The sequence below is a fragment of the Stenotrophomonas sp. VV52 genome, from assembly GCF_002893095.1.
Classification (GTDB): Bacteria; Pseudomonadota; Gammaproteobacteria; order Xanthomonadales; family Xanthomonadaceae; genus Stenotrophomonas; species Stenotrophomonas aracearum.
Genome location: NZ_PKQQ01000003.1, coordinates 208,800 through 234,854, shown reverse-complemented (window position 1 = coordinate 234,854; position 26,055 = coordinate 208,800). Strand labels below are relative to the sequence as shown.

Here is a 26,055-nt window from a genome sequence, read left to right as displayed (position 1 = left end):
GGCGCCTCCCAACCCAAGGACACACCATGAACCTGATCGCCTTCCTGATTCCCGCCGCCCACGCCCAAGCCGCCGGTGGCCAGCCGCAGGGCATGGGCCTGACCACGCTGCTGTTCCCGATCATCCTGATCGCGATCATGTACTTCCTGATGATCCGCCCGCAGATGAAGCGCCAGAAGGAACACAAGGCGATGCTGGAAAAGATCAAGATCGGCGACGAAGTCCTGACCAACGGCGGCATCGCCGGCACCGTCAAGGGCATCGGCGACAACTTCGTCACCATCGAAGTGGCCGACAACGTCAACATCCGCGTGCAGAAGGGCGCCGTGGGCAACGTGCTGCCGACCGGCACGCTGAAGTCGGCCAACTGAGTCATCTCCTTTCCGAAGCACAACCGCGGCGCCGGGAATGGCGCCGCGCAGGAACCTGGCAATGCTTGAATTTCCACGCTGGAAATACGTCGTCATCCTGATCGTACTGGCGCTCAGCGCGCTGTACGCTCTGCCCAACATCTACCAGAAGGACCCCGCCGTCCAGATCACCGCCAACCGGGGCGGGCAGGTCGACGAGGCCCTTCGCGAGCGCGTGCTGGCCGACCTGAAGGCCGCCGGCATCGCCAACATCGGTGCGGACAAGGAAGGCGAGAGCCTGATCGTGCGCCTGCCGGACCTGCAGACGCAGGCTGCGGCCAGCGCCCGGCTGCGCGACAGCGTGGGTGAGAACTACACGGTGGCGCTGAACCTGGCCTCGACCGTGCCGGACTGGCTGCAGCGCCTGGGCGGTCGCCCGATGGTGCTGGGCCTGGACCTGCAGGGTGGCGTGCACTTCGTGCTGCAGGTCGACCAGAAGGCGGCCATCGACAAGCGCATGGACGCCTACGCCGAAGACGTGCGCGGCACGCTGCGCGAGTCGCGCGTACCGTTCCAGTCGGTCGAGCGTCGCCCGGACAACTCCATCGTCGCCACGCTGAGCCCGTCCACCGATGACGCGGCCGTGGACCGCGCCCGCGTGGCGCTGGCCAAGGCGCAGCCGACCCTGGGCTACGACGTGGTGGGCAAGCGCATCACCGTGACCGTGCCGGAAACCGAGCTGAGCCAGATCACCAACGGTGCGATCGAGCAGAACATCAACACCCTGCGCAACCGCGTCAACCAGCTGGGCGTGGCCGAGCCGATCATCCAGCGCCAGGGCGCCGACCGCGTGGTCGTGCAGCTCCCGGGCGTGCAGGACACCGCCGAAGCCAAGCGCATGATCGGTGCGACCGCCACCCTGGAATACCGTGCGGTGGTCGACGGCAACGCGCAGGACGCCATCGACACCGGCCGCATTCCGCCGGAGGCCAAGGTCTACACGCGCCGTGACACGGGTGCCCCGATCCTGCTGAACAAGCGCGTGATCGTCACCGGCGACCAGATGGTCGCTGCCCAGGCGGTCAACGACGCCACCACCGGCACCCCGTCGGTCAGCGTGACGCTCAACAGCGTCGGCGGCCAGCGCATGTTCGACTTCACCAGCGCCAATGTCGGCAAGCCGATGGCGGTGGTGTACACCGAACGCGTGCCGACCGTGACCACGGTCGACGGCAAGGAAGTGCGCAGCTTCCGGGTCAACGAGGAAGTGATCTCGGTGGCCAACATCAACGGCGTGTTCGGCAAGAACTTCCAGACCACCGGTCTGGAGAAGAAGGAATCCGAAGAACTGGCCAAGCTGCTGAAGTCGGGCTCGCTGGCCGCGCCGATGGACTTCGTGGAAGAGCGCGTGGTCGGCCCCAGCCTGGGTGCCGAGAACGTCGAGCGCGGCATCACCGCGGTGATCTACGCCTTCATGTTCACCCTGGTGTTCTTCACCGTGTACTACCGCATGTTCGGCCTGATCACCTCGGCGGCGATGCTGTTCAACCTGCTGATCGTGGTTGCGGTGATGTCGCTGTTCGGCGCCACCATGACCCTGCCGGGCTTCGCCGGCCTGGCGTTGTCGGTGGGCCTGTCGGTCGACGCCAACGTGCTGATCAACGAGCGTATCCGTGAAGAGCTGCGTGCCGGCGTGCCGGGCAAGACCGCGATCGTGACCGGTTATGAGCGCGCCAGTGGCACCATCCTGGACGCCAACCTGACCGGCCTGATCGTGGGCGTGGCCCTGTTCGCGTTCGGTACCGGTCCGCTGAAGGGCTTCGCCCTGACCATGATCATCGGTATTTTCGCCTCGATGTTCACTGCGATCACCGTGTCGCGCGCCCTGGCGACGCTGATCTACGGTCGTCGCAAGAAGCTCCAGAACGTGGCCATCTGACGGGACGACTCGCACAATGAAACTGTTTCCGCTGCACATCCTCCCGAACGACACCACGATCGACTTCATGCGGTGGCGCCATGTCGCCATGGCAGTCACCATCGCGGTGTTCCTGGCCTCGGTTGCCATCATCGGCATCAAGGGCTTCACCTTCGCACTGGACTTCACCGGCGGCACCCTGATCGAAGCGCGCTTCGATCGCCAGGTGGACGTGGAAGAAGTCCGCTCGCGCCTGGAAGCCAACGGCTTCGAAGGCACCCAGGTACAGAGCTTCGGTGGCAACACCGACGTGCTGATCCGCCTGGCCCCGCACGGCGAGCATGCCCCCGGCACCGGCGCAGCCAGTGCAGAGGACAAGGCCACCGGCGCGGCGGTGCTCAAGGCGATCACCACCAGCGAGAACCCGGCCACGATCCTGCGCAATGAGTTCGTGGGTCCGCAGATCGGCAAGGACCTGGCCATGAACGGCCTGTACGCGACGATCTTCATGCTGGCCGGCTTCCTGATCTACATCGGCTTCCGCTTCGAGTGGAAGTTCGCGGTCACCGCGAGCATCGTGGCGCTGTTCGACCTGCTGGTGACGCTGGCCTACGTGTCGCTGATGGGCCGCGAGTTCGACCTGAACGTGCTGGCCGGCCTGCTGTCGGTGATGGGCTTTGCGATCAACGACATCATCGTGGTGTTCGACCGCGTCCGCGAAAACTTCCGCAGCCTGCGCGTGGAGCCGCTGGAAGTGCTGAACCGCTCGATCAACCAGACGCTGTCGCGTACGGTGATCACCGCGGTGATGTTCTTCCTGTCGGCCCTGGCGCTGTACATGTACGGCGGCGCATCGATGGAAGGCCTGGCCGAAACCCACATGGTGGGTGCGGTGATCGTGGTGCTGTCCTCGATCCTGGTCGCGGTGCCCATGCTGACGATCGGCTTCCTGCGCGTGAGCAAGCAGGACCTGCTGCCGAAGGCCAAGGACGTCGAAGCCCTGGCACGCCGTCCGTAAGTTGCAGGTCCGGCCGCTGGCCGGACACGACCCCGCTGTAGGTCCGGCCGCTGGCCGGACACCGGCAAAAGGAAAAAGCCGCGCACTGCGCGGCTTTTTCGTTGCCACCGTACCGGGGCGTCGGTTGTGCTGTCTGCCCGTGCGCACTACGATTTCGGGGTTGCGTGCGGCCGTTCCCGTGGCTGCACCGTTTCTACCGAGGTTTCCATGGTCATCAAACCGCGTGTGCGCGGCTTCATCTGCGTCACCACCCATCCGGTCGGCTGCGACGCAGCCGTCAAGCAGCAGATCGATTACATCAAGGCGCAGCCGAAGATCCAGAACGGTCCCAAGCGCGTGCTGGTGCTGGGTGCGTCCACCGGTTATGGCCTTGCGGCCCGCATCACCGCCGCGTTCGGCAGCGGCGCGGCGACGCTCGGCGTGTTCTTCGAGCGTCCGGGTACCGAAACCAAGCCGGGTACGGCGGGCTGGTACAACTCGGCGGCATTCCAGAAGTACGCCACGGAGGCCGGCCTGTACGCGCGCAGCGTGAACGGCGATGCGTTCTCGGACGAGGTGAAGGCCAAGGTCATCGAGCTGATCCGGCAGGACCTGGGCCAGGTCGACCAGGTGGTGTACAGCCTGGCCGCGCCGCGCCGCAAGCACCCGAAGACCGGTGAGGTGATCAGCTCGACGCTGAAGCCGATCGGCGCGCCGATCACCCTGCGCGGCCTGGACACCGACAAGGAAGTGATCACCGAAACCACGATCGAGCCGGCCACCCCGGAAGAAGTCGCGGGCACGGTGGCGGTGATGGGCGGCGAGGACTGGCAGATGTGGATCGACGCGCTGCTGGAGGCCGGTGTGCTGGCCGAGGGTGCGACCACCACGGCCTTCACCTACGTGGGCGAGGAAATCACCCAGGCGATCTACTGGAACGGTTCGATCGGTGCGGCGAAGAAGGACCTGGACCAGAAGGTGCAGGGCATCCGCGCCAAGCTGGCACCGCTGGGCGGCGACGCGCGCGTGTCGGTGCTGAAGGCGGTGGTCACGCAGGCCAGCTCGGCGATTCCGACCATGCCGCTGTACCTGTCGCTGCTGTTCAAGGTGATGAAGGAGCGCGGTACGCACGAGGGCTGCATCGAGCAGCTGGATACGCTGTACGACATCGTCTACGGCGGCAAGGACAGCGGCCCCGCGGTGGAGCGCCTGCGCCACCAGCTGCTGGCCGACGGCCGCACGGTGGAGCTGGTCGACGAAGCGGGCCGCCTGCGTGCGGACTACAAGGAAATGGCACCGGACGTGCAGGCTGAAGTCGTCGCGCTTTGGCCGCAGGTGACCAACGAGAACCTTTACGAGATCAGCGACCTGGCCGGCTACAAGGCCGACTTCCTGAAGCTGTTCGGGTTCGGCGTCGAAGGCGTGGATTACGAAGCGGATGTGGCGACGGATGTTTCGATTCCCGACCTGGTCGATATGACCTGATTTGAACCTGTGATCGGAAACGAGATGCCGTCCTTCTGGGCGGCATTTTCGTTTCTGCTGCAAAGAGCAGCGTCTCGTTACTTCGAGCAGGGGCGGCCGCCGGGCAGCCCCGCTCCGGGACACGCCGTGAACCCATCCATGGGGGCTGCTAGAAAACATCCATGTTTTCTAGCGTCCCTCCGGGGGCTACCCGGCGGCCGCCCCCATACAGGGTCGTGTGCGGTTGGGAACGGCGTACACGCATGGCGTGTCACTGCGCGTTGGGTTTCCGCGTTTCCCGTGGCCACCGGCCAACTGTCAGAGGGTCGACCGGGGTCGGTTTGCGGGGGAATCGGCGCCATGGATGGCGACCGCTTAGCCCCCATGGATGGGTTCACGGCGACCCCGCAAACCGGCACCGGGCGGCCCAAGCCAGGGGACCCTTGCACCCGAGGGCTGTTCGCCTGAATCCAACAGCAGCCGGGCAGGGCCCGGCGCCACGGATGGCGGGCAACCAGGGATCGCATCAACCGAAATCGAAGTTCATCACCGGGCCGGCCGGGCCGACGAACTCGCCCTGCACGTAATCGACGCCGGCACTGAACAGCATGCTCATCGAGTTCGCGTCCGCGATGAACTCCGCGATCGTGCGGATGTTCGCTTCCTGCGCGCGCGTGGTGATTTCGCTGATCTTGTCTGCGTTTTCGCGGGTCCGCGCGAAATCGCTGGTGAAGTCGCGGTCCAGCTTCAGGAACTGCGGCTGGAAGTGCGCCAGCAGCTGGAACGAATCCAGCCCAGAACCGAACTGCTCCAACCCGATCCGGCAGCCCAGCGGCGCCACGTCCGCCAGGAACTGCTGCGCGTTGCGCAGGTGCGTGAACACCTTCGCTTCCGGCGCGTGCAGCCACAGGCGCTCGCCCGGCACCCCGTGTGCCTCCAGCTCCCGACGGATCGTCGCCACCATCTGCGGGTCGTTGAACGATTCCGGGGTGATTTTCACCATCATGTGCGTCGCATGGCCCGCGCGTGCGCGCTGCCCCAGCACGCTGATCGCATGCCCCACCACCCAGCGGTTGATGTCCGCCAGCAGCCCGTGCTCCTCGGCAATGCCCAGGAAGGCCGCCGGGCTCACCAGCTCCCCGTTGTTGTCCAGGCGCAGATACGCCTCGTACAGCTCCAGCGGCTCGCCACCCAGGTTCAGCACCGGCTGGTAGTGCAGCTGGAAACCGTCGCCGGCCAAAGCCTCGTTGATCCGCGCCACCCAGCGCTGGATGCGCTCTTCCTCCACCCGGTCCACCGCCGCCGGATCGAAGATCCGGCTCGTGTTGCCCAGTTCCGACGCCGCCTGCTGGCATTCCGTCGCGCGCGCCAGCACCTGCCCGACGCTCGCGATCTTCTCGCCCACCTGCACGCCGCCAATGCTCACCGTCACCGTCGCCGAACGCTCGCCGATGCTGAACACCTGCGCCGCGAATGCCTCCCGGATCCGGTCCGCCAGCGCCTCGGTGTCCGCGAACGCACCCTCGGTCAGCACCGCCAGGCTGTGCTCGCCGTAGCGCGCCAGCTGCGCACTGTCGCCCACCGTATCCGCCAGCACCTTCGCCAGCGCCGCGATCAGCGCATCGGCCGAATCCAGCCCGATGTCCGGCAACAGCCGCGCGTAATGATCCGGCTCCACCAGCAGCAGCCCGAACCGGCCCTCGCTGCGGCCCGCCTGAGCCACCGCGTTTTCCACGTGCAGCATGAAGGTCTGCCGGTTGAGCAGCCCCGTCACCTGGTCGCGCTGGCGCAGGTCCTCCACCTCGCGGGCCAGTTCCGGGTCGAACTCCATCCGGCGGCGGAACACCACCTGCAGGCAGCTCTCGCCCTCATAGGTCGCCGGGGTGAATTCCATCGTCGCGGCAAACACCGCGCCGTCCTGGTTGCGCGCATCCACCTGGTACTGCGGCGGCGGCGGCTCGCCCTTGCTGAGCGACTTCAACAGCTGCTTGAAGCCTTCCACGTGCTGCGGCGCAACCATGTCCAGCAGCGAAATGCCTTCCACGTCGTCGAACGCCTCGTACCCGAACATCTCCAGGTAGGCCTCGTTGGCGCGGATGTGCATGCCCTCGTGGACGTAGGCGATGGGGTCGCGCGAAGACGCGATCAGCGCATCGCAGCGGCGCTCCGTCTCGCGCATCTGCGCCTCGATCCGGCGCAGCCCGCGGCGCGCGTGCAGGTCGGTCCACTCATTGCGCACCACCGCCAGCAGGTGTTCCGGGCGGTTGCGCAGGGCGACCGCGCGGATGCCGTTGGCACTGGCTTCCACCCATTCCGACTCATTGATGCTCTCGGCCAGCAGGATCATCGGAATGTCCTTGCCGCTGGCCGCGATCTGCTGGGTCACCTGCAGCAGCGGGATGCTCTGCGCCGGCGCCGCCAGGACAAGGTCGATCGGCTGGCTGCCGATGATCTGCGCCAGCTCCTCGGCGTTCTGCGGGCGCGCCGGGCGCACCGCGATGCCGCTGTTGCGCAGCAGGCTGACGATGGTTTCGGCGTTCTCGCCGCTGTCATCCACGATCAGCAGGCGGACGGTGATGTCATTCGCGTTCTGCATTCACTACTCCCCAGACTGCAAACTTGATACACGATGCGTGCCGCTTCGTCCATGCCGGCGGCGGGCGCCGGTCACGGAATGCGCGCGCGCCTACACGACCTGGCCGGCGGCGTGGCCGCTGGCCCAGGCCCACTGGAAGTTGTAGCCGCCCAGCCAGCCGGTCACATCCAGCACCTCACCCACGAAATGCAGGCCCGGAACCAGCTGCGACTCGAACGTACTGGACGACACCCTACGCGTGTCCACGCCCCCCAGCGTGACCTCCGCGGTACGGTAGCCCTCGGTCCCACTGGCGACCAGCGGGAAGTCCTGCAGCAGGGCGGCCGCCTGGCGCAGCTCGCGCTCGTCGATCTGGCGCACCGGCCGGTCCGGCAGCCAGTGTTCGCACAGGCGCAGCGCCAGCCGGCGCGGCAGCACCTCCGACAGCACCGTGCGCAGCTCGGCCGCGCCGCGCTCGCGCTTCATCGTGCGCAGCCACTCCTCGGCGTCCTGGCCGGGCAGCAGGTCCAGGCGCAGGTCGTCGGCGGGCTGCCAGAACGAGGAGATCTGCAGGATCGCCGGCCCGCTGATGCCGCGATGGGTGATCAGCAGCGAGTTGCGGAACTCGACATCGTTGCAGCGCGCCGCCACCGGCAGCGCCACCCCGCTGAGCTCGTGGAAGCGTTCCTGGTGCTTGCCGCTCAGGGTCAGCGGGACCAGCCCGGCCCGGGTCGGCAGCACCGCGTGGCCGAACTGGCGGGCCAGCTCATAGCCGAACCCGGTGGCGCCCAGGCTGGGAATGGACAGCCCGCCGGTGGCGACCACCAGCGAGGCGGCGTGGAAACGCCCCTGCGTGGTCTGCACATGGAAGCCGTCGCTGCCGCGTTCCACCTTCTCCACCGTGCAGTCGGTGCGGACCTGCGCGCCGGCGGCCGTGCACTCGTCCATCAGCATGCGCACGATCTGCTTCGACGAAATGTCGCAGAACAGCTGGCCCAGTTCCTTCTCGTGGTACGCGATGCCGTGCCGCTCCACCATCTCGATGAAGTTCCACGGCGTATAGCGGGCCAGCGCCGACTTGCAGAAATGCGGGTTGGCCGACAGGAAGTTGGCCGGGGTGGTGCCGGTGTTGGTGAAATTGCAGCGGCCGCCGCCGGACATCAGGATCTTCTTGCCGACCTTGTTGGCATGGTCGATCACCTGCACCATGCGCCCGCGCCGGCCGGCGGTGAGCGCGCACATCAGGCCGGCAGCGCCGGCGCCGATCACCAGGACATCGCAGCGGGTGGTGCTCATGCCGCGTTGCTCATGCCTGCGGAGCGGGCTTGCGCCAGGTGGGAATGACGCTCAGCTCGGCCTTGTCGGACATCAGCTGCACCTCGCCGTCCTGGATGATCACCGTCCAGCGCATGCTGCGCTCGATCTGCGCGCCCCACTGCTCGACGAACTCGCCGGGCAGGTCCAGCACTTCCAGGGTCTTGAGCTTGTTCAGCGCCGAAGCGTTGCGCTCCCACCAGATGTCGGCCGCGCGGCCGCCGTAGGTGATCAGCTGCACCGCGCCGGCACGGCCCGCCGCTTTGCGCAGGCGCGACTCGTCGGGCTGGCCCAGGTCGATCCAGCGCTCGATGGCGCCGGTGTAGTCCTGCTTCCACAGGTCCGGTTCGTCGTCCACGCTCAGCCCGCGGCCGAACTCCAGCCGGTCCTCGGCGTTCAGCGCGAAGGCCAGCAGGCGCACCATCAACCGGTCATCGGTCTCGGAAGGGTGCTGGGCCAGGGTCAGGTTATGGCTGGCGTAGTAGCCGCGATCCATGTCGCTGATCTGCAGTTCGGCCTTGCGGATGGTGGCGGTGAGGGCCATGGGGGTACCGTGAACAAAGAGCGCCATGATAATGGGTGGGCCATGACTGCGCCCGATTCCCTTCATACGACCGAACGGCCGAGCCGCCTGCAGCTGCCGCCCGGCGCCTGGCGCTGCCTGCTGGACGGACTGTGCGAGCGCTTCCCGCGCATCGACCGCGCCCAGTGGCAGGACCGTTTCGCGCGGGGCCGGGTCCGCGACGCGCAGGGCAGGGCGCTGTCCCCCGACCAGCCCTGGCAGGTCGGGCTGGAGATCCAGTATTTCCGCGAGGTCGCCGACGAACCGGTGATCCCGGCCCAAGAAGCGATCCTGCACGTCGACGCGCACCTGCTGGTCGCCGACAAGCCGCATTTCCTGCCGGTCACGCCGGCCGGTGGCTACGTCCGGCAGACCCTGCTGGCGCGGCTGGTGGCACGCACCGGCAACCCGGCGCTGGTGCCGCTGCACCGGCTCGACCGGCTGACCGCCGGGCTGGTGCTGTTCTCCACCCACGTGGGGACGCGCGACGCCTATCAGCGGCTGTTTCGTGAGCGGCGCATCGAAAAGACCTATGAGGCCTTGGCGCAGGCCCTGCCCGGGGTGGCGTTCCCACTGGAGCGCCACAGCCGGCTGGTGCCGGGCGACCCGTTCTTCCGGATGGCGGAGGCGGCAGGCGAGCCCAATGCGCGCACCCGGATCGACGTAATTGACGCGGATGGCCCGGTCTGGCGCTATCGGCTGCACCCGGAAACCGGCCGCAAGCACCAGCTGCGGGTACACATGGCAGCGCTGGGCGCGCCGATCTTCGGCGACGACCTGTATCCGGAGCTGGACGGGGCGCCAACCGCCGCGCCTCTGCAGCTGCTGGCGAGGGAGCTGGCGTTCGAGGACCCGCTGACCGGGGAGCGGAGGCGGTTTACCAGCGGCCTGACGCTTGGCGATGTCCCGAGGTGATGCGGTGGGTGAATGGCGCGTGGCGACGCGTTCGTCAGAACGGCGCCCGCCGGTCTAGAGGCGCGGCTCTACCCCTCCTATCGGCTTCTCGTCTACCCATCCGTAGGCATCAGAGGCCTCGCGTTTGGCTCAAATTAAGCCTGGAAATACATGAATAGGGCACTCCAATTCGTGTAGGATGCGCCTACCCCTTGTCCTGTCAGGCGGGACGGGGGGAGATGGCTGAATCACCCAGCTATCGCTTTTTCGGTAAAAGGCGCGTATCGTCCCCCACACTGTGTTTGCTAGGGTCACCGTGAATCGTGGCCTGGTGCAGTTGATCTCACGATCCGCTCATCGATCCGCTTTACCAACGCCTGCAACTCAGTCTCGGCTCCGGAAATCCGGCGGCCGCGATTATTTCAACTTATGTTTCAGGAGTTAGTAACATGTCTGATCGTCAGAGCGGCACCGTCAAGTGGTTCAACGATGCCAAGGGCTTCGGCTTCATCACCCCGGAAAGCGGCCCGGACCTCTTCGTCCACTTCCGCGCCATCCAGGGCACCGGCTTCAAGTCGCTGCAGGAAGGCCAGAAGGTCACCTTCGTCGCCGTGCAGGGCCAGAAGGGCATGCAGGCTGACCAGGTGCAGGCGGCTTAATTGCCCCTGCAACCGTAAGGTTGCCAGGAACGCCGGAAGCGAAAGCTTCCGGCGTTTTTTATTGCGCGGTGCAGACGCGCCGACGGGTAGCATGTCGATTTGCCTTCGCGGACCTGCCGATGATCAAGGTGCACCATCTGGACCACTCGCGCTCGCAGCGCGTGCTGTGGATGCTTGAAGAACTGAACCTGCCGTACCAGCTGGTCAACTACCAGCGCGATGCGAAGACCTGGCTGGCCCCGCAGTCCCTGCGCGACATCCACCCGCTCGGCAAATCGCCGGTACTGCAGGACGACGCGCTGGTGCTGGCCGAATCCGGTGCGATCCTGGAGTACCTGGCCGACCGCTATGACAGCGGCCGCCAGCTGTCGCCGGAACTGCTGCCCGCACAGGCGCCCGAGCGCGTGCGCTACCGCTACTGGATGCACTACGCCGAAGGCTCGGCGATGCCGCCGCTGTTGATGAGCCTGGTGTTCGCGCGGGTGCGCAAGGCGCCGATGCCGTTCTTCGCCAGGCCCATTGCCCGTGGCATTGCCGACAAGGTGATGAAGACCTTCGTGGGCCCGCAGCTGAAGCTCCACCTGGACTGGATGGAGCGCGAACTGACTGCCGCGCCCTGGTTCGCCGGCGAGCGCTTCACCGCCGCCGACATCCAGATGAGCTTCCCGATCCAGGCCGCCGCGTCGCGCGCCGGCAGCATGGAGGCCTACCCGAGGCTGAAGGGCTTCCTGCAGCGCATCGAACAGCGGCCGGCATATCAGCGGGCGGTGGAGCGGGGCGGCCCGTTGAACCTGGGCGCTGGCGCGGCCTGAGCTTGTGGGGGCATCCCGACGCCCCCACCTTGTCGTGATGAGCACTGAACCGTTGCGCTTCGACAACCGTTTCCTCCGCGACCAGCCCGGCGACGACGAAACCGGCCCGCGCGTGCGCGAGGTGCGCGGCGCGCTGTGGTCGTCGGTGATGCCGACGCCAGTGGCGGCGCCGCGGCTGCTGGCGTACTCCCCCGAGCTGGCCACCCAGCTGGGCCTGGGCCAGGACCTGCTGGACAGTGCCGATTTCCCCCGCGTGTTCGGCGGCAATGCGCTGTACGAAGGCATGCAGCCGTGGGCCGCCAACTACGGTGGGCACCAGTTCGGGCACTGGGCCGGCCAGCTCGGCGACGGCCGCGCGATCTCGCTGGGGCAGCTGGTGGCGCCGGACGGACGCTACTGGGAGCTGCAGCTGAAAGGGGCGGGGCGCACCCCGTATTCGCGCGGCGCCGATGGCCGTGCGGTGCTGCGCTCGTCGATCCGCGAATTCCTGTGCAGCGAAGCCATGCATCACCTGGGCGTGCCCACCACCCGCGCGCTCAGCCTGGTGGAGACCGGCGACCCGGTAGTGCGCGACATGTTCTATGACGGTCACCCCGAGGCGGAACCCGGCGCGGTGGTGTGCCGGGTGGCCCCCTCATTCCTGCGCTTCGGCAGTTTCGAGCTGCCGGCCTCGCGCGGCGACGTGGCCCTGCTGCGGCACCTGGCCGATGCCTGCATCGCGCGCGATTTCCCCGAACTGGCCGAGGCCGGCGCGGACCGTTACGGCGCGTGGTTTGCGCAGGTCTGCGAGCGCACCGCCGTGCTGGTCGCGCACTGGATGCGGGTCGGCTTCGTGCATGGCGTGATGAACACCGACAACCTGTCCATCCTCGGCCTGACCATCGACTATGGCCCGTACGGCTGGGTGGACGACTACGACCCGGACTGGACCCCGAACACGACCGACGCGCAGGGCCGTCGTTATCGCTTCGGCACCCAGCCGCAGGTGGCGTACTGGAACCTGACCCGGCTGGCACAGGCGCTGGCGCCGCTGTTCGAGGACGTGGCGCCGCTGCACGCCGGCCTGGCCCGGTTCCAGGCCGTGCACGCGCAGTGCGAGCGCGACGACACTGCGGCCAAGCTCGGCCTGGCGGCGTGCGGCGATGCCGACCTCGGCTTGATGGCCGACTGGCTGCAGCTGCTGCACGAGGGCGAGATGGACATGACCCTGGCATTCCGCGGCCTGATCGCGTTCGATCCGCTGGCGCCGGACGTGGCCGTGCTGGACGACGCGTTCTACAGCCCGGAACGTCGCGCCGCCGTGCTGCCGGCGCTGCAGGCGTGGCTGCAGGCCTACGCGCTGCGGCTGCAGGCCGATGGGCTGGATCCCGCGCAGCGGCAGCAGCGCATGCGCGCGGCCAATCCGCTGTACGTGCTGCGCAACTGGCTGGCGCAGGAGGCGATCGAACGGGCGGAGCAGGGCGACCTGGGTGGCGTGCATGCCCTGCAGGAGGTGCTGCGGCATCCCTATGACGAACAGCCGGGCCGCGCGCATTACGCCGCCAAGCGTCCGGAATGGGCCCGGAACAAGGCCGGCTGCTCGATGCTGTCCTGCAGTTCCTGAGGGGTTACCCTATGCCACCCTCTGTGGTTGCGTGACCATGACCGATTCTTCCGCCCCCGTTCCGGCCTGGGCCGGCCGCCTGCGCGACGTCGCCGATTTCCCCAAGCCGGGCATCCTGTTCAAGGACATCATGCCGCTGCTGGCCAACGGCCCGGACTTCGCGGCCGCGGTGGACGCGATGGTCGCGCCGTGGCGCGATGCGTCCCTGGATGCGGTGATGGGCATCGAATCGCGCGGGTTCATCCTGGGCGCGGCGATGGCGCAGGTGCTCGGCGTGGGTTTCGTGCCGGTGCGCAAGCCGGGCAAGCTGCCGGGGCGCACGTTGAAGCAGGATTACACCCTGGAATACCGCACCGACAGCATCGAAGTGCATGCCGACGCGTTGCCGCCGGGTGCGCGCGTGCTGGTGGTGGACGACGTTCTGGCCACCGGCGGTACGCTGCTGGCGGCGCTGTCGCTGGCGCGGCAGCTGCAGGTCGAGGTGGTGGGCGCGGCGGTGCTGGTTGAACTGGCCGGGCTGGGTGGGCGCGAGCGCTGGAACAGCGACGTGCCGCTGGTGGCCAATCTGGTTTATTGAGACCGCTTGGGACACGCATGGCGTGTCGCTACGGCCGATCGTTGCCGCCACCGGTCTGCACCCGCGTAGAGACACGCCATGCGTGTCCCTCACGGTGCCAGACCCGCGCGATTACATCTTCCGCACGCGGAAACGCCTGCCCTTGATCTTGCCGGCTTCCAGCCGCGCGATCGCCTTGCCCACATGCTCGCGCGCGATCGCCACGTACGAACGCGTGGCGTAGATGTCGATCTTGCCGATCACCTTGGCCGACAATCCGGCCTCGCCGGTCAGCGCGCCGAGGATGTCGCCCGGGCGCAGCTTGTCGGTCTTGCCGCCGTCGATGCGCAGGGTGGCCATGGCGGCCTGCGGCAGCACCGACGGGCGCGCGGTCGCCAGTGGCGTCTTCTGCCAGTCCAGCGGCTTGCCCTGCGCCGCTTCCAGCGCCTCGGCGCGGTTGCGCTCGCGCCCGGTCACCAGGCTGATCGCCAGCCCGGTGGCACCGGCGCGGCCGGTCCGCCCGACGCGGTGTTCATAGGTTTCGATGTCCGTGGGCAGCTCGTAATTGATCACCGCCGCCAGGTCCTGCACGTCCAGCCCGCGCGCGGCCACGTCACTGGCGACGAGCACGTTGCAGCTGCGGTTTGCGAAGCGCACCAGCACTTCGTCGCGGTCGCGCTGTTCCATTTCACCGTGCAGCGGCAGCGCCGAGAAACCGAATTCCTGCAGCGACACCGCCACGTCGTCCACATCGCGGCGGGTGTTGCAGAACACCACGGTCGATTCGGGGGTGTACTTCAGCAGCAGGCCGGCCAGCGCCTTCTGCTTGCTGGCCAGGTCGACCTCGCAGAACAGGTGGCGGATCGCCGGGGCGTGGTCGGCGCCTTCCACGGTCACTTCGACCGGGTCGCGCAGCAGCACCCGCGCGATCTCGCGGATCTCGTCGGGGTAGGTCGCCGAGAACAGCAGCGTCTGCCGGTCCTTGCTGGTACGCCCGGCGATCTCGCGGATCGGCTCTTCGAAGCCCATGTCGAGCATGCGGTCGGCTTCGTCCAGCACCAGCGTGGTCACCCCGCCCAGCTTCAGGGCGCGCTTGCGGCCCAGTTCCTGGATCCGGCCCGGGGTGCCGACCACCACGTGCGGGTCATGCGCTTCCAGCGAGGCCAGCTGCGGGCCCAGCGGCATGCCGCCGGTGAGCACCACCAGCTTCAGGTTGGGGATGCCGGTGGCCAGCTTGCGGATCTGCTTGCCGACCTGGTCGGCCAGTTCGCGGGTGGGGCACAGCACCAGCGCCTGCGCGCGGATCACCGCCGGGTCCAGCGCCTGCAGCAGGCCCAGCCCGAACGCCGCGGTCTTGCCGCTGCCGGTGGGGGCCTGTGCGATCAGGTCGCGGCGCGCCAGGATCGCCGGCAGCGCCTGCGCCTGCACGGGAGTCATCTGGGTATAGCCCAGCGCGTCGATGCCCGCCGCCAGCGAGGCCGACAGGGGCAGTTCGGAGAATTCGTTCATGCCACATTCTACCCGTTCGGGCTGCCGCGAGCGACGGCGCGCCCCGCCAGCCCGTACAATGGCGGGATGCCTCTGATTACTCTGCAAAACGTCGACTTCAGCGTCGGCGGCCCGCTGCTGCTGGAAAAAGCCGAACTGTCGATCGAACCGGGCGAACGCATCGCCCTGATCGGCCGCAACGGCGCCGGCAAGTCCACCCTGCTCAAGCTGCTGTCCGGCGACCACAAGCCCGACGACGGAGAAGTGCGCGTGCAGCAGGGGGTTCGCATCACCCGGCTCGAGCAGGAAGTGCCGCACGGCGCGGCCGGCAGCGTGTTCGACGTGGTCGCCGACGGCCTCGGCGAGCTGGGCCAGTGGCTGGCCGAGTTCCACCATCTCAGCGTGGCCGAGGAGTTCGACGGCGATGCCCTGGCGGCCGTGCAGGCCAGGATCGACGCCGCCAACGGCTGGGGCCTGGACCAGCGCGTCAGCGAAACCCTGACCAAGCTCGACCTCGACGGCGATGCCGAGTTCGCACGCCTGTCCGGCGGCATGAAGCGCCGTGTGCTGCTCGGGCGCGCGCTGGTGTCGGCGCCGGACCTGCTGCTGCTGGACGAACCGACCAACCACCTGGACATCGAAGCCATCGACTGGCTGGAAATGTTCCTCAAGAACTGGAACGGCAGCGTGGTGTTCGTCACCCATGACCGCCGCTTCCTGCGTGCGCTGGCCACCCGCATCGTCGAGATCGACCGCGGCCAGGTCACCAGCTGGCCGGGCGACTGGGCCAACTACGAGCGTCGCCGCGAAGAGCGACTGAACGCGCAGGCGCAGGAGAACGCGCGCTTCGACAAACTGCTGGCCCAGGAAGAAGTCTGGATCCGCCAGGGCATCAAGGCCCGCCGCACCCGTGACGAGGGCCGCGTGCGCCGCCTCAAGGCCATGCGCACCGAACGGTCGCAGCGTCGCGAGCTCGGTGGCAACGTGCGCATGGAGGCCTCCCAGGCGGAGAACTCCGGCAAGAAGGTGATCGACGTCAAGGACATCTCCTTCGCGTTCGGCGACCGGGTGATGGTCAAGGACTTCAGCACCACCATCCTGCGCGGCGACCGGATCGGCCTGATCGGCCCCAACGGCAGCGGCAAGACCACCCTGCTCAAGCTGCTGCTGGGCGACCTCGCACCGGACAGCGGCGAAGTGCGCGCCGGCACCAACCTGCAGATAGCGTATTTCGACCAGTACCGTTCGGTGCTGCGCGAAGACTGGACCGCGATCGAGAACGTGGCCGAAGGCCGCGATTTCCTAGAGGTCAACGGCAAGCGCAAACACGTGCATGCCTACCTGCAGGACTTCCTGTTCACCCCCGAGCGGGCGCGCGCACCGATCACCCGCCTGTCCGGTGGCGAGCGCAACCGCCTGCTGCTGGCCAAGCTGTTCGCGCAGCCGTCCAACCTGCTGGTGATGGACGAACCGACCAACGACCTCGACGTGGAAACGCTGGAACTGCTCGAAGAGCTGCTCGGCGATTACACCGGCACGCTGCTGCTGGTCAGCCACGACCGTGACTTCCTGGACAACGTGGTGACCTCCACCATGGTGATGGAAGGCAACGGCGTGGTCGGCGAGTACGTGGGGGGCTACAGCGACTGGCAGCGCCATGCGGCGCGCGTGGAAGCCGCGGCCGCGCCGGTTGCAGCGGCGAAGCCGGCTGCGGCCCCGGTCGCGGCGGCTGCCGCACCGGCGCCGACGGCCAGGCGCAAGCTCAGCTTCAAGGACCAGCGCGAGCTGGAACAGCTGCCGCAGAAGATCGAGACCCTGGAAAAGGACGTCGAAGGCCTGACCGCCGCGATGAACGATCCGGCGTTCTACCAGCGCAGCGCACCGGACATGGCCGCGCACACCCAGCAGCTGGGCAAGGTGCAGGCGGAGCTGGACGCCGCCTACAAGCGTTGGGAAGAGCTCGACAATTGAGGAACAGCCGGGCAGAGCCCGGCTCTACGCCGTAGTGCCGGGCTCTGCCTGGCAGCGATGCGTGTAATCACGCATCGCCCGCACCGGTCACTTCAACCCGTGCAGATCCCGCAACTGGCTCGGCCGCGAGCCGAAGAACGCCGCCAGGTCGGCAATATCCTGATCGGTCAGCTCCGCTGCCTGCGGCGTCATCAACGCATGCTGGCGGTCGCCGGCACGGTAGGCCTGCAACGCATGGGCGAGGTAATCGCCGTACTGTCCCCCCAGCTTCGGGTAGGTCGGGTCGATCGGGTTGTTGCCGTCGGCGCCGTGGCAGTCGATGCAGCTCTGGTTGGTCGCCTTGCTGCGGCGCTGGGCAAGCCCCTCACCGTGGCCGATGCGGCCCGCCGGCAGGCCGGCAGAAGAACCTGACCCGTGCTCACCACTGGCGTGGCCCGGGTCGGCGGCGGAATCTGCGCTGTTTTCCACCTGCGACTGCGAACAGGCAGCCAGCAGCAGGGTAACGGACAGGGCGATGGCGTAACGCTTGAATCGCGTGGCTTTCGTCATGAGCGCGCTTATTTGACGGTGGACAGGTAAACAGCGAGATCGGCGATCTCCTGTTCGCTGAAACTCATGGACTGCGCCTGCATCGTCGGATGCCGGCGCTTGCCCGTGCGGTACTCGCTCAGCGCCTGGCTGAGGTACTGCTGGGTCTGCCCACCGATCTTGGGCACCCGGTAACTGGGGTAGGCGTTCTTGTACCCGGTGATGCCGTGGCACCCCTGGCACGTGTAGGCGAGCACCCGGCCGTTGTCGAACTGCCCGGTCAGGGCGGCCGGGGCGGCGGGCGCGGCTGCCGGGGCAGCGGCGGGTACGGCTGGAGCTGGAGCAGGTGCGGCCTGGACGGCAACCCCGAAGGGCAGGAGGACGGCCAGAGCAAGACAAGCGGCGAGCGGCTGCGGGCGCATGATGTCGTTTCCGATATACGGGTTCTGGTCGTTCCGGCGTGGGGTACGGAACTGACCCGAGTATAGCCTGCGTTTTCATCTAGCTGAAACCGGGCATTGCCGACAGGCGGCCGCAGGTCACCATGACCTTTGGGATATGGTGTAGTCGTGACGTGGTGCATTACTTTGCTACCACACCTGCCCACGCATCCTTCAGGGACACGACGATGTTGCGAATCTCTCTTCTGCCCGGCCGCACCGGAACCTGCGCCGCGGCGCTGATCATCTCCACCTCGCTGCTGCTGGGCGGCTGCGGCGCCGGTGGCCCGGCCGGCGACGCGGCGGCCGCCGAAAAGGACCCCAAGGCCGAGAAGGCCGTTGAAGCGGTGCCGGTGGAAGCCGCTGCGGCCACCCGCCGCGCGGTCGCGGCCAGCTACACCGGCACGGCGGCGCTGGAAGCCCGCGCCGAATCGCAGGTGGTGGCCAAGACCTCCGGCGTGGCGCTGGCCGTGCTGGTCGAGGAAGGCCAGCAGGTGCGTGCCGGCCAGCCGCTGGTGCGGCTGGACCCGGACCGTGCGCGCCTGGCCGTGGCACAGAGCGAGGCGCAGATGCGCAAGCTGGAGAACAGCTACCAGCGTGCGCAGAAGCTGGTCGGCCAGCAGATGGTCAGCGCTGCCGACGTGGACCAGCTGCGTTACGACCTGGAAAACGTGCGCGCGCAGTACCGCCTGGCTACGCTCGAGCTGTCCTACACCACGGTGGTGGCGCCGATCTCCGGTGTGATCGCCTCGCGGTCGATCAAGACCGGCAACTTCGTGCAGATCAACACGCCGATCTTCCGCATCGTCGACAACTCGCGGCTGGAAGCCACCCTCAACGTGCCCGAGCGCGAACTGGCCACGCTGCGTCCGGGCCAGCCGGTCACCCTGGTGGCCGACGCGCTGCCGGGCAAATCCTTCCCCGGCAAGGTCGACCGCATCTCGCCGGTGGTCGATGCCGGCAGCGGCACCTTCCGTGTCGTAAGCGGCTTCGGCGAAGGTGCCGAAGGCCTGCAGCCTGGCATGTTCGGTCGCATCCGGATCGACTACGACCAGCGCGCCGACGCGCTGGTGGTGCCGCGCCTGGCCCTGCTCGACGACGGCGACCCGGCCGTGTTCCGCGTGCGTGACGGCAAGGTCGCACGGGTCCCGGTCAAGCTGGGCTACGCCGAAGGGCCGTGGGTGGAGATCCGCGACGGCCTGGTCGCCGGCGACAAGGTCGTGACTGCCGGCAAGGTCGCGCTGCGCGACGGCACCGCGGTCCAGGTGATCGGCGACAAACCGGCGGCCACCGTGGCCAGCAAGGCTGCCCCGGCCAAGGCGGAGACCCGCCAATGAGTCCGGCCGGCCACGACCACCCGGACGCCCCCGGCGGCGGCCTGGTGGAGTTCGCCACCCGCCGCCGCGTCACCATTTTCATGTTCATGATCACCCTGGTGCTGTTCGGGCTGATCGCACTGGGCAACCTCAAGGTCAACCTGCTGCCCGACCTGAGCTATCCCACCCTGACCGTGCGCACCGAGTACACCGGTGCAGCCCCGACCGAGATCGAAACGCTGATCACCGAACCGGTCGAAGAGGCCGTGGGCGTGGTCAAGAACCTGCGCAAGCTCAAGTCGATCTCGCGTACCGGGCAGAGCGATGTGGTGCTCGAGTTTGCCTGGGGCACCAACATGGACCAGGCCAGCCTGGAGGTGCGCGACAAGATGGAAGCGCTGAACCTGCCACTGGAGGCCAAGGCCCCGGTGCTGCTGCGCTTCAATCCGTCCACCGCGCCGATCATGCGCCTGGTGATCGCGTCCAAAGCCGACCCGGCCAGCGACGCCGACGCCGTGCGCCAGCTCACCGCGTTGCGCCGCTATGCCGACGAAGACCTGAAGAAGAAACTGGAACCGGTGGCCGGCGTGGCCGCGGTGAAGGTCGGCGGTGGCCTCGAGGACGAGATCCAGGTCGACATCGACCAGCAGAAGCTGGCCCAGCTCAACCTGCCGATCGACAACGTCATCAAGCGCCTCAAGGAAGAGAACATCAACATTTCCGGCGGTCGCCTGGAGGAGGGCTCGCAGCGCTTCCTGGTGCGCACCGTCAACCAGTTCGCCGACCTGGAGGACATCCGCAACCTGCTGGTGACCACCCAGGGCAGCACCGGCAGCGCGGCCGACGCGGCCATGCAGCAGATGTTCGCGATTGCCGCCTCCAGCGGTTCGGACGCGGCCATCGCCGCCGCCTCGGCCGCGCAGAGCGCTTCCAGCAGCAGCTCCACCACCATCGCCAACGGCGTGCCGGTGCGCCTGAAGGATGTCGCCACCGTGCGCCAGGGCTTCAAGGAACGCGAGGCGATCATCCGCCTGGGCGGTCGTGAAGCGGTGGAACTGGCGATCTACAAGGAAGGTGACGCCAATACCGTGGCCACCGCCGAAGCACTGCGTGCCAAGCTCGAACAGATCAAGGCGCAGATCCCGGGCGATGCCGAATTGACCACGATTGAAGACCAGTCGCGCTTCATCGAACACGCGATCAGCGACGTCAAGAAGGACGCGGTGATCGGTGGCCTGCTGGCGATCCTGATCATCTTCCTGTTCCTGCGCGATGGTTGGAGCACCTTCGTGATCAGCCTATCGCTGCCGGTCTCGATCATCACCACGTTCTTCTTCATGGGCCAGCTCGGGCTGAGCTTGAACGTGATGTCGCTGGGCGGGCTGGCGCTGGCCACCGGCCTGGTGGTGGATGACTCCATCGTGGTCCTGGAGAGCATCGCCAAGGCGCGCGAGCGTGGCCTGGGCATCCTGCAGGCGGCCATTGCCGGTACCCGCGAAGTGAGCATGGCGGTGGTCGCCTCGACCCTGACCACCATCGCGGTGTTCCTGCCGCTGGTGTTCGTCGACGGCATCGCCGGCCAGCTGTTCCGCGATCAGGCGCTGACCGTGGCGATCGCCATTGCGATCTCGCTGCTGGTGGCGATGACCCTGATTCCGATGCTGAGCTCGCTCAAGGGCCGCCCGCCGCTGGCGTTCCCGGAAGAACCGGCGCACGCCGCGTGGCAGCCGCAGAACCGCTGGCTCAAGCCGGTGGCCGGTGGTCGTCGCGGGCTGGGTGCGCTGGTGCGCTGGACCGTGTTCGGGATCGCCTGGGCAATCGTCAAAGTGTGGCGTGGCCTCACCGCCGTCATTGGTCCGGTGATGCGCAAGGCCAGCGACCTGGCGATGAAGCCGTATGCCGGTGCCGAGCGCGGCTACCTGAAGCTGCTGCCCAGTGCGCTGGCCCATCCGGGCAAGGTGCTGGGGCTGGCCGCGCTGGCGTTCGTCGCCACGATGGCACTGGTGCCGATGCTGGGCGCGGACCTGATTCCGCAGCTGGCCCAGGACCGCTTTGAAATGACCGCCAAGCTGCCGGCCGGTACGCCGCTGAAGCAGACCGATGCGCTGGTGCGCGAGCTGCAGCTGGCCCACGCCAAGGACGACAGCATCACCTCGCTGTATGGCGTCAGTGGCAGCGGCACGCGGCTGGATGCCAGCCCGACCGAGAGTGGCGAGAACATCGGCAAGCTCACCGTGGTCATGGCCGACGGCGGCAGTGCACGCACCGAAGCGGCGATCACCGAACGCCTGCGTGCGTCGATGAAGGGCCATCCGGGCGTGCAGGTCGACTTCGCGCGGCCGGCCTTGTTCAGCTTCTCCACGCCGCTGGAAGTGGAACTGCGCGGCCAGGACATGGCGACGCTGGAACACGCGGGCCAGGCGCTGGCCGCACGGCTGCGTGCCAACCCGCACTACGCCGACGTCAAGTCGACGGTGGAAGAGGGCTTCCCGGAAATCCAGATCCGCTTCGACCAGGAACGCGCCGGTGCGCTGGGCCTGACCACGCGCCAGATCGCCGACGTGGTGGTCAAGAAGGTGCGCGGCGACGTGGCCACGCGTTACAGCTTCCGCGACCGCAAGATCGACGTGCTGGTGCGTGCCCAGGAAGGCGACCGTGCCAGCGTGGAGGGCATCCGCCGGCTGATCGTCAATCCGGGCAGTTCGCGGCCGGTGACGCTGGATGCGGTGGCGGACGTGGTCGCCACCAACGGCCCGAGCGAGATCCATCGCGCCGACCAGACCCGCGTGGCGGTGGTCTCGGCCAACCTGCGTGACATCGACCTCGGCGGCGCCGTGCGCGAAGTGCAGGAGATGGTGGCCAATGAGCCGCTGGGTGCCGGCGTGGGCATGCACATCGGCGGGCAGGGCGAGGAGCTGGCCGAGTCGGCGCGTTCGCTGATCTTCGCCTTCGGCCTGGCGATCTTCCTGGTCTACCTGGTGATGGCCTCGCAGTTCGAATCGCTGCTGCATCCGTTCGTGATCCTGTTCACCATCCCGTTGGCCCTGGTCGGCGCGATCCTCGCGCTGATGCTGACCGGCAAGCCGATCTCGGTGGTGGTCTTCATCGGCCTGATCCTGCTGGTCGGGCTGGTCACCAAGAACGCGATCATCCTGATCGACAAGGTCAACCAGCTGCGCGAGGCCGGCGTGGCCAAGCACCAGGCGCTGGTGGAAGGTGCACGTTCGCGCCTGCGCCCGATCATCATGACCACGCTGTGCACCCTGTTCGGCTTCCTGCCGCTGGCGGTGGCGATGGGCGAGGGGGCCGAAGTGCGCGCGCCGATGGCGATCACCGTGATCGGCGGCCTGCTGGTTTCCACCCTGTTGACCCTGCTGGTGATCCCGGTGGTGTACGACCTGCTCGACCGTCGTGGCGATGCCTACTACCGCGAGCGCGGCCGCAAGCACCACATGGATGTCGCGGCTACCCCGGGTACGGCCGGCGACGCGGCACAGGAGCCGGCATGAGCATCGCCGAGTTCTCCATCCGCCGTCCCATCACCACCATCATGATGTTCGTCTCACTGGTGGTGGTGGGCCTGATCGCCGCGTTCCGGTTGCCGCTGGAGGCGCTGCCGGACATCTCCGCGCCGTTCCTGTTCGTGCAGGTGCCGTACTCGGGTTCGACGCCCGAGGAAGTGGAGCGCACCATCATCCGGCCGACCGAGGAAGCGCTGGCGACGATGACCGGGATCAAGCGCATGCGCTCCCAGGCCACCGCCGAAGGCGCCAGCATCTTCATCGAGTTCACCGACTGGGACCGCGACATCGCCATCGCCGCCTCCGACGCGCGCGAGCGCATCGACGCGATCCGCACCGACCTGCCCGACGACCTGCAGCGCTACAACGTGTTCAAGTGGTCGAGCAGCGACGAGCCGGTGCTGAAGGTGCGCCTGGCCAGCACCTCCGACCTCACCGGCGCGTACGACATGCTCGACCGCGAGTTCAAGCGGCGCATCGAACGCATACCGGGGGTGGCCCGGGTGGAGATCTCCGGCGCGCCACCGAACGAGGTGGAGATCGCCATCGACGCCGATCGCCTGACCGCGCACAACCTGAGCATCAACGAGCTCAGCGAGCGGCTGCGCACCTTGAACTTCTCGATTTCGGCCGGGCAGATCGACGACAACGGCCAGCGCGTACGGATCCAGCCGGTCGGTGAGATCACCGACCTGCAGGAACTGCGCGAGCTGGTGATCGACACCAAGGGCCTGCGCCTGGGCGACATCGCCGAGATCCGGCTCAAGCCCACCCGCATGAACTACGGGCGCCGCCTGGACGGCAACCCGGCGGTCGGCCTGGACATCTACAAGGAGCGCAGCGCGAACCTGGTGGAGGTGTCGCGCGGTGCACTGGCGGAAGTGGAGGCGATCCGCAAGCAGCCGTCGATGCGCGACGTGAACATCAAGGTGATCGACAACCAGGGCAAGACGGTGACGTCCTCGCTGCTGGAGCTGGCCGAGGCCGGCGCGGTCGGCCTGCTGCTGTCGGTGACGGTGCTGTTCTTCTTCCTGCGCCATTGGCCGTCCACGCTGATGGTGACGCTGGCGATCCCGATCTGTTTCGTGATCACGCTGGGCTTCATGTATTTCGTGGGTGTCACCCTCAACATCCTGACCATGATGGGCCTGCTGCTGGCCGTGGGCATGCTGGTGGACAACGCGGTGGTGGTGGTGGAGAGCATCTACCAGGAACGCGAGCGCATGCCCGACCAGCCGGTGCAGGCCTCGATCGTCGGCACCCGCAACGTGGCCATCGCGCTCAGCGCCGGCACCCTGTGCCACTGCATCGTGTTCGTGCCCAACCTGTTCGGCGAGACCAACAACATCAGCATCTTCATGGCGCAGATCGCGATCACCATCTCGGTCTCGCTGATGGCGTCGTGGCTGGTGGCGGTCAGCCTGATCCCGATGCTGTCGGCGCGCATGCAGACGCCCAAGCTGGTGCATTCACAGACCGGCGTGATCGCGCGGCTGCAGCGGCGCTATGCGTCGATGCTGCAGTGGACGCTGGAGCACCGGGGCTGGAGCGTGTTCGGCATCATCATGGTGGTGCTGATCAGCCTGGTGCCGATGAAGCTGACCAAGGTCGACATGTTCGGCGGCGAAGGTGGTACCGACGTCTTCATCGGCTACAACTGGAAGGGCGCGTTCACCCGCGAGCAGATGTCCGACGAGGTCGCGCGGGTCGAGCAATACCTGCAGCAGAACCGCGAGAAGCTGCACATCACCCAGGTGTATTCCTGGTACAGCGAGCAGGAGGGCAGCAGCACCATCGTGACCCTGGACGAGAAGCACACCGGCAACATGGCGGCGGTGCAGGAATCGCTGCGCAAGGGGCTGCCGCGTTCGGCGCGCGCCGACTACATCGTCGGCAACCAGGGCGGCGACGGCGGTGGCGGCGGTGGCAGCAAGGGCGTGGAAGTGCAGCTGATCGGCGACTCCACCCAGATGCTGCAGGAAATCGGCGAAGACGTGGTGCCGCTGCTGGCCCAGCGCAAGGAACTGCGTGACGTGCGCATCGACAATGGCGAGAAGGGCAGCGAGCTGTCCATCCATGTCGACCGCGAGCGCGCGGCGGCGTTCGGCTTCAATGCCGAGCAGGTCGCCAGCTTCGTCGGCCTCGCCCTGCGTGGTGCCCCGCTGCGTGAGTTCCGTCGTGGCGACAGCGAGGTGCCGGTGTGGGTGCGTTTCGCCGGTGCCGAGCAGAGCAGCCCGGAAGACCTGGCCAGCTTCACCGTGCGCACCGGCGACGGGCGTTCGGTGCCACTGCTGAGCCTGGTCGACGTCAGCATCAAACCCTCGGCCACGCGGGTCGGGCGCACCAACCGCCAGACCACGCTGACCATCAAGGCCAACCTGGCCGAGAAGGTCACCGCGCCGGAAGGCCGCAAGGCGATGGAGGAGACGCTGAAGCCGATGAGCTTCCCGGCCGGCTACAACTTCACCTTCGACGGCGGCGACTTCGGCGACGACAACGAGGCGATGCAGCAGATGATGTTCAACCTGGTGATCGCACTGGTGATGATCTACGTGGTGATGGCGGCGGTGTTCGAATCGCTGCTGTTCCCGGCCGCGATCATGAGCGGGGTGCTGTTCTCGATCTTCGGGGTGTTCTGGCTGTTCTGGCTGACCGGCACCTCGTTCGGGATCATGTCCTTCATCGGCATCCTGGTGCTGATGGGCGTGGTGGTGAACAACGGCATCGTGATGATCGAGCACATCAACAACCTGCGCCGGCGCGGCATGGCCCGCACCCAGGCACTGGTGGAAGGCTCACGCGAGCGCCTGCGCCCGATCATGATGACCATGGGCACGGCGATCCTGGCGATGATCCCGATCTCGCTGACCGACACCCAGCTGCTGGGCGACGGCCCGCCGTACTACCCGATGGCACGCGCCATCGCCGGCGGCCTGGCGTTCTCCACCGTGGTCAGCCTGCTGTTCCTGCCGACCATCTACGCCATGCTCGACGACATGAGCATCAGCGTGGCCCGGATCGTGCGGCGGGCGAGGGGCCTGCCGCCCAAGGGCAGCGACGCGGTGATCGAGCCGGCCTAGGTTTCTG

Annotated in this window: 19 protein-coding genes; 13 read left to right on the top strand and 6 right to left on the bottom strand. The window is 67.5% G+C overall.

All coding sequences use genetic code 11. The features are described 5' to 3' along the window. Nucleotides 1-26 precede the first annotated feature (26 nt). The 4 genes from yajC to fabV all read left to right on the top strand — a co-directional run bounded on the left by yajC (nt 27) and on the right by fabV (nt 4,750). Entirely contained in the window at nt 27-371 is a 345-nt protein-coding gene (yajC, locus tag C2U58_RS09515; RefSeq protein ID WP_070206534.1) for a preprotein translocase subunit YajC, read from the top strand. A 61-nt stretch (nt 372-432) separates the two neighbouring features. Beyond that, on the top strand, nt 433-2,289 hold the full coding sequence (secD, locus tag C2U58_RS09510) for a protein translocase subunit SecD (RefSeq protein ID WP_102945896.1): 1,857 nt from the start codon (nt 433-435) through the stop codon (nt 2,287-2,289). A 16-nt stretch (nt 2,290-2,305) separates the two neighbouring features. After that, on the top strand, nt 2,306-3,286 hold the full coding sequence (secF, locus tag C2U58_RS09505) for a protein translocase subunit SecF (RefSeq protein WP_070206535.1): 981 nt from the start codon (nt 2,306-2,308) through the stop codon (nt 3,284-3,286). 207 nt (nt 3,287-3,493) lie between these two features. After that, nucleotides 3,494-4,750, top strand: coding sequence for an enoyl-ACP reductase FabV (gene fabV / locus C2U58_RS09500; RefSeq protein ID WP_102945634.1), 1,257 nt, complete (start codon nt 3,494-3,496; stop codon nt 4,748-4,750). Nucleotides 4,751-5,255: 505 nt separating this feature from the next. Here fabV and C2U58_RS09495 read toward each other — a convergent pair. The 3 genes from C2U58_RS09495 to C2U58_RS09485 form a co-directional block, all read right to left on the bottom strand. After that, nucleotides 5,256-7,325, bottom strand: a complete 2,070-nt coding sequence (locus C2U58_RS09495) for an EAL domain-containing protein (protein WP_070209581.1) — start codon at nt 7,323-7,325, stop codon at nt 5,256-5,258. Between the two features lie 90 nt (nt 7,326-7,415). Then, nucleotides 7,416-8,600 carry an NAD(P)/FAD-dependent oxidoreductase gene (locus C2U58_RS09490; protein ID WP_102945633.1) on the bottom strand — a complete coding sequence of 395 codons (1,185 nt, stop codon included), beginning with the start codon at nt 8,598-8,600 and terminating at the stop codon, nt 7,416-7,418. Nucleotides 8,601-8,610: 10 nt separating this feature from the next. Beyond that, complete coding sequence (locus C2U58_RS09485; protein WP_070209579.1) at nt 8,611-9,162, bottom strand: YaeQ family protein; 552 nt, start codon at nt 9,160-9,162, stop codon at nt 8,611-8,613. A 42-nt stretch (nt 9,163-9,204) separates the two neighbouring features. On the opposite strand from C2U58_RS09485, the gene C2U58_RS09480 reads away from it, so the two are divergent. The 5 genes from C2U58_RS09480 to C2U58_RS09460 all read left to right on the top strand — a co-directional run bounded on the left by C2U58_RS09480 (nt 9,205) and on the right by C2U58_RS09460 (nt 13,725). After that, nucleotides 9,205-10,095, top strand: a complete 891-nt coding sequence (locus tag C2U58_RS09480; protein ID WP_102945632.1) for a pseudouridine synthase — start codon at nt 9,205-9,207, stop codon at nt 10,093-10,095. A gap of 428 nt (nt 10,096-10,523) precedes the next feature. Further along, nucleotides 10,524-10,733, top strand: a complete 210-nt coding sequence (locus C2U58_RS09475; protein WP_068851222.1) for a cold-shock protein — start codon at nt 10,524-10,526, stop codon at nt 10,731-10,733. A 119-nt stretch (nt 10,734-10,852) separates the two neighbouring features. Beyond that, the gene (locus tag C2U58_RS09470) at nt 10,853-11,545 is read left to right on the top strand and encodes a glutathione S-transferase (protein WP_102945631.1); all 693 of its coding nucleotides are present in this window, start codon (nt 10,853-10,855) and stop codon (nt 11,543-11,545) included. A 37-nt stretch (nt 11,546-11,582) separates the two neighbouring features. Continuing rightward, on the top strand, nt 11,583-13,148 hold the full coding sequence (locus C2U58_RS09465) for a YdiU family protein (RefSeq protein WP_102945630.1): 1,566 nt from the start codon (nt 11,583-11,585) through the stop codon (nt 13,146-13,148). Between the two features lie 37 nt (nt 13,149-13,185). Beyond that, a complete protein-coding gene (locus tag C2U58_RS09460) occupies nt 13,186-13,725 on the top strand; it encodes an adenine phosphoribosyltransferase (protein WP_102945629.1) in 540 nt (179 codons plus the stop codon). A 111-nt stretch (nt 13,726-13,836) separates the two neighbouring features. Here C2U58_RS09460 and dbpA read toward each other — a convergent pair whose 3' ends face one another. Next, nucleotides 13,837-15,213 (bottom strand): ATP-dependent RNA helicase DbpA, encoded by a 1,377-nt coding sequence (gene dbpA / locus C2U58_RS09455; RefSeq protein ID WP_102945628.1) that lies wholly within the window; start codon nt 15,211-15,213, stop codon nt 13,837-13,839. A gap of 66 nt (nt 15,214-15,279) precedes the next feature. On the opposite strand from dbpA, the gene C2U58_RS09450 reads away from it, so the two are divergent. Continuing rightward, on the top strand, nt 15,280-17,163 hold the full coding sequence (locus C2U58_RS09450; RefSeq protein WP_102945627.1) for an ATP-binding cassette domain-containing protein: 1,884 nt from the start codon (nt 15,280-15,282) through the stop codon (nt 17,161-17,163). An 87-nt stretch (nt 17,164-17,250) separates the two neighbouring features. Here the strand turns inward: C2U58_RS09450 and C2U58_RS09445 are convergent, their stop codons facing one another. Further along, entirely contained in the window at nt 17,251-17,712 is a 462-nt protein-coding gene (locus C2U58_RS09445; protein ID WP_102945626.1) for a cytochrome c, read from the bottom strand. Between the two features lie 8 nt (nt 17,713-17,720). Continuing rightward, nucleotides 17,721-18,113, bottom strand: a complete 393-nt coding sequence (locus C2U58_RS09440; protein WP_102945625.1) for a c-type cytochrome — start codon at nt 18,111-18,113, stop codon at nt 17,721-17,723. A 206-nt stretch (nt 18,114-18,319) separates the two neighbouring features. Between C2U58_RS09440 and C2U58_RS09435 the strand changes: the two genes are divergently transcribed. Genes C2U58_RS09435 through C2U58_RS09425 form a run of 3 tightly spaced genes read left to right on the top strand, consistent with a single transcriptional unit; the run spans nt 18,320 to nt 26,048 of the window. Beyond that, nucleotides 18,320-19,468 (top strand): efflux RND transporter periplasmic adaptor subunit, encoded by a 1,149-nt coding sequence (locus C2U58_RS09435; RefSeq protein ID WP_102945624.1) that lies wholly within the window; start codon nt 18,320-18,322, stop codon nt 19,466-19,468. Then, the gene (locus C2U58_RS09430; protein ID WP_102945623.1) at nt 19,465-22,956 is read left to right on the top strand and encodes an efflux RND transporter permease subunit; all 3,492 of its coding nucleotides are present in this window, start codon (nt 19,465-19,467) and stop codon (nt 22,954-22,956) included. Before C2U58_RS09435 ends, C2U58_RS09430 begins: the two co-directional genes overlap by 4 nt. Continuing rightward, the gene (locus C2U58_RS09425) at nt 22,953-26,048 is read left to right on the top strand and encodes an efflux RND transporter permease subunit (protein ID WP_102945622.1); all 3,096 of its coding nucleotides are present in this window, start codon (nt 22,953-22,955) and stop codon (nt 26,046-26,048) included. The genes C2U58_RS09430 and C2U58_RS09425 overlap by 4 nt, the downstream gene beginning before the upstream one ends. Nucleotides 26,049-26,055 lie beyond the last annotated feature (7 nt).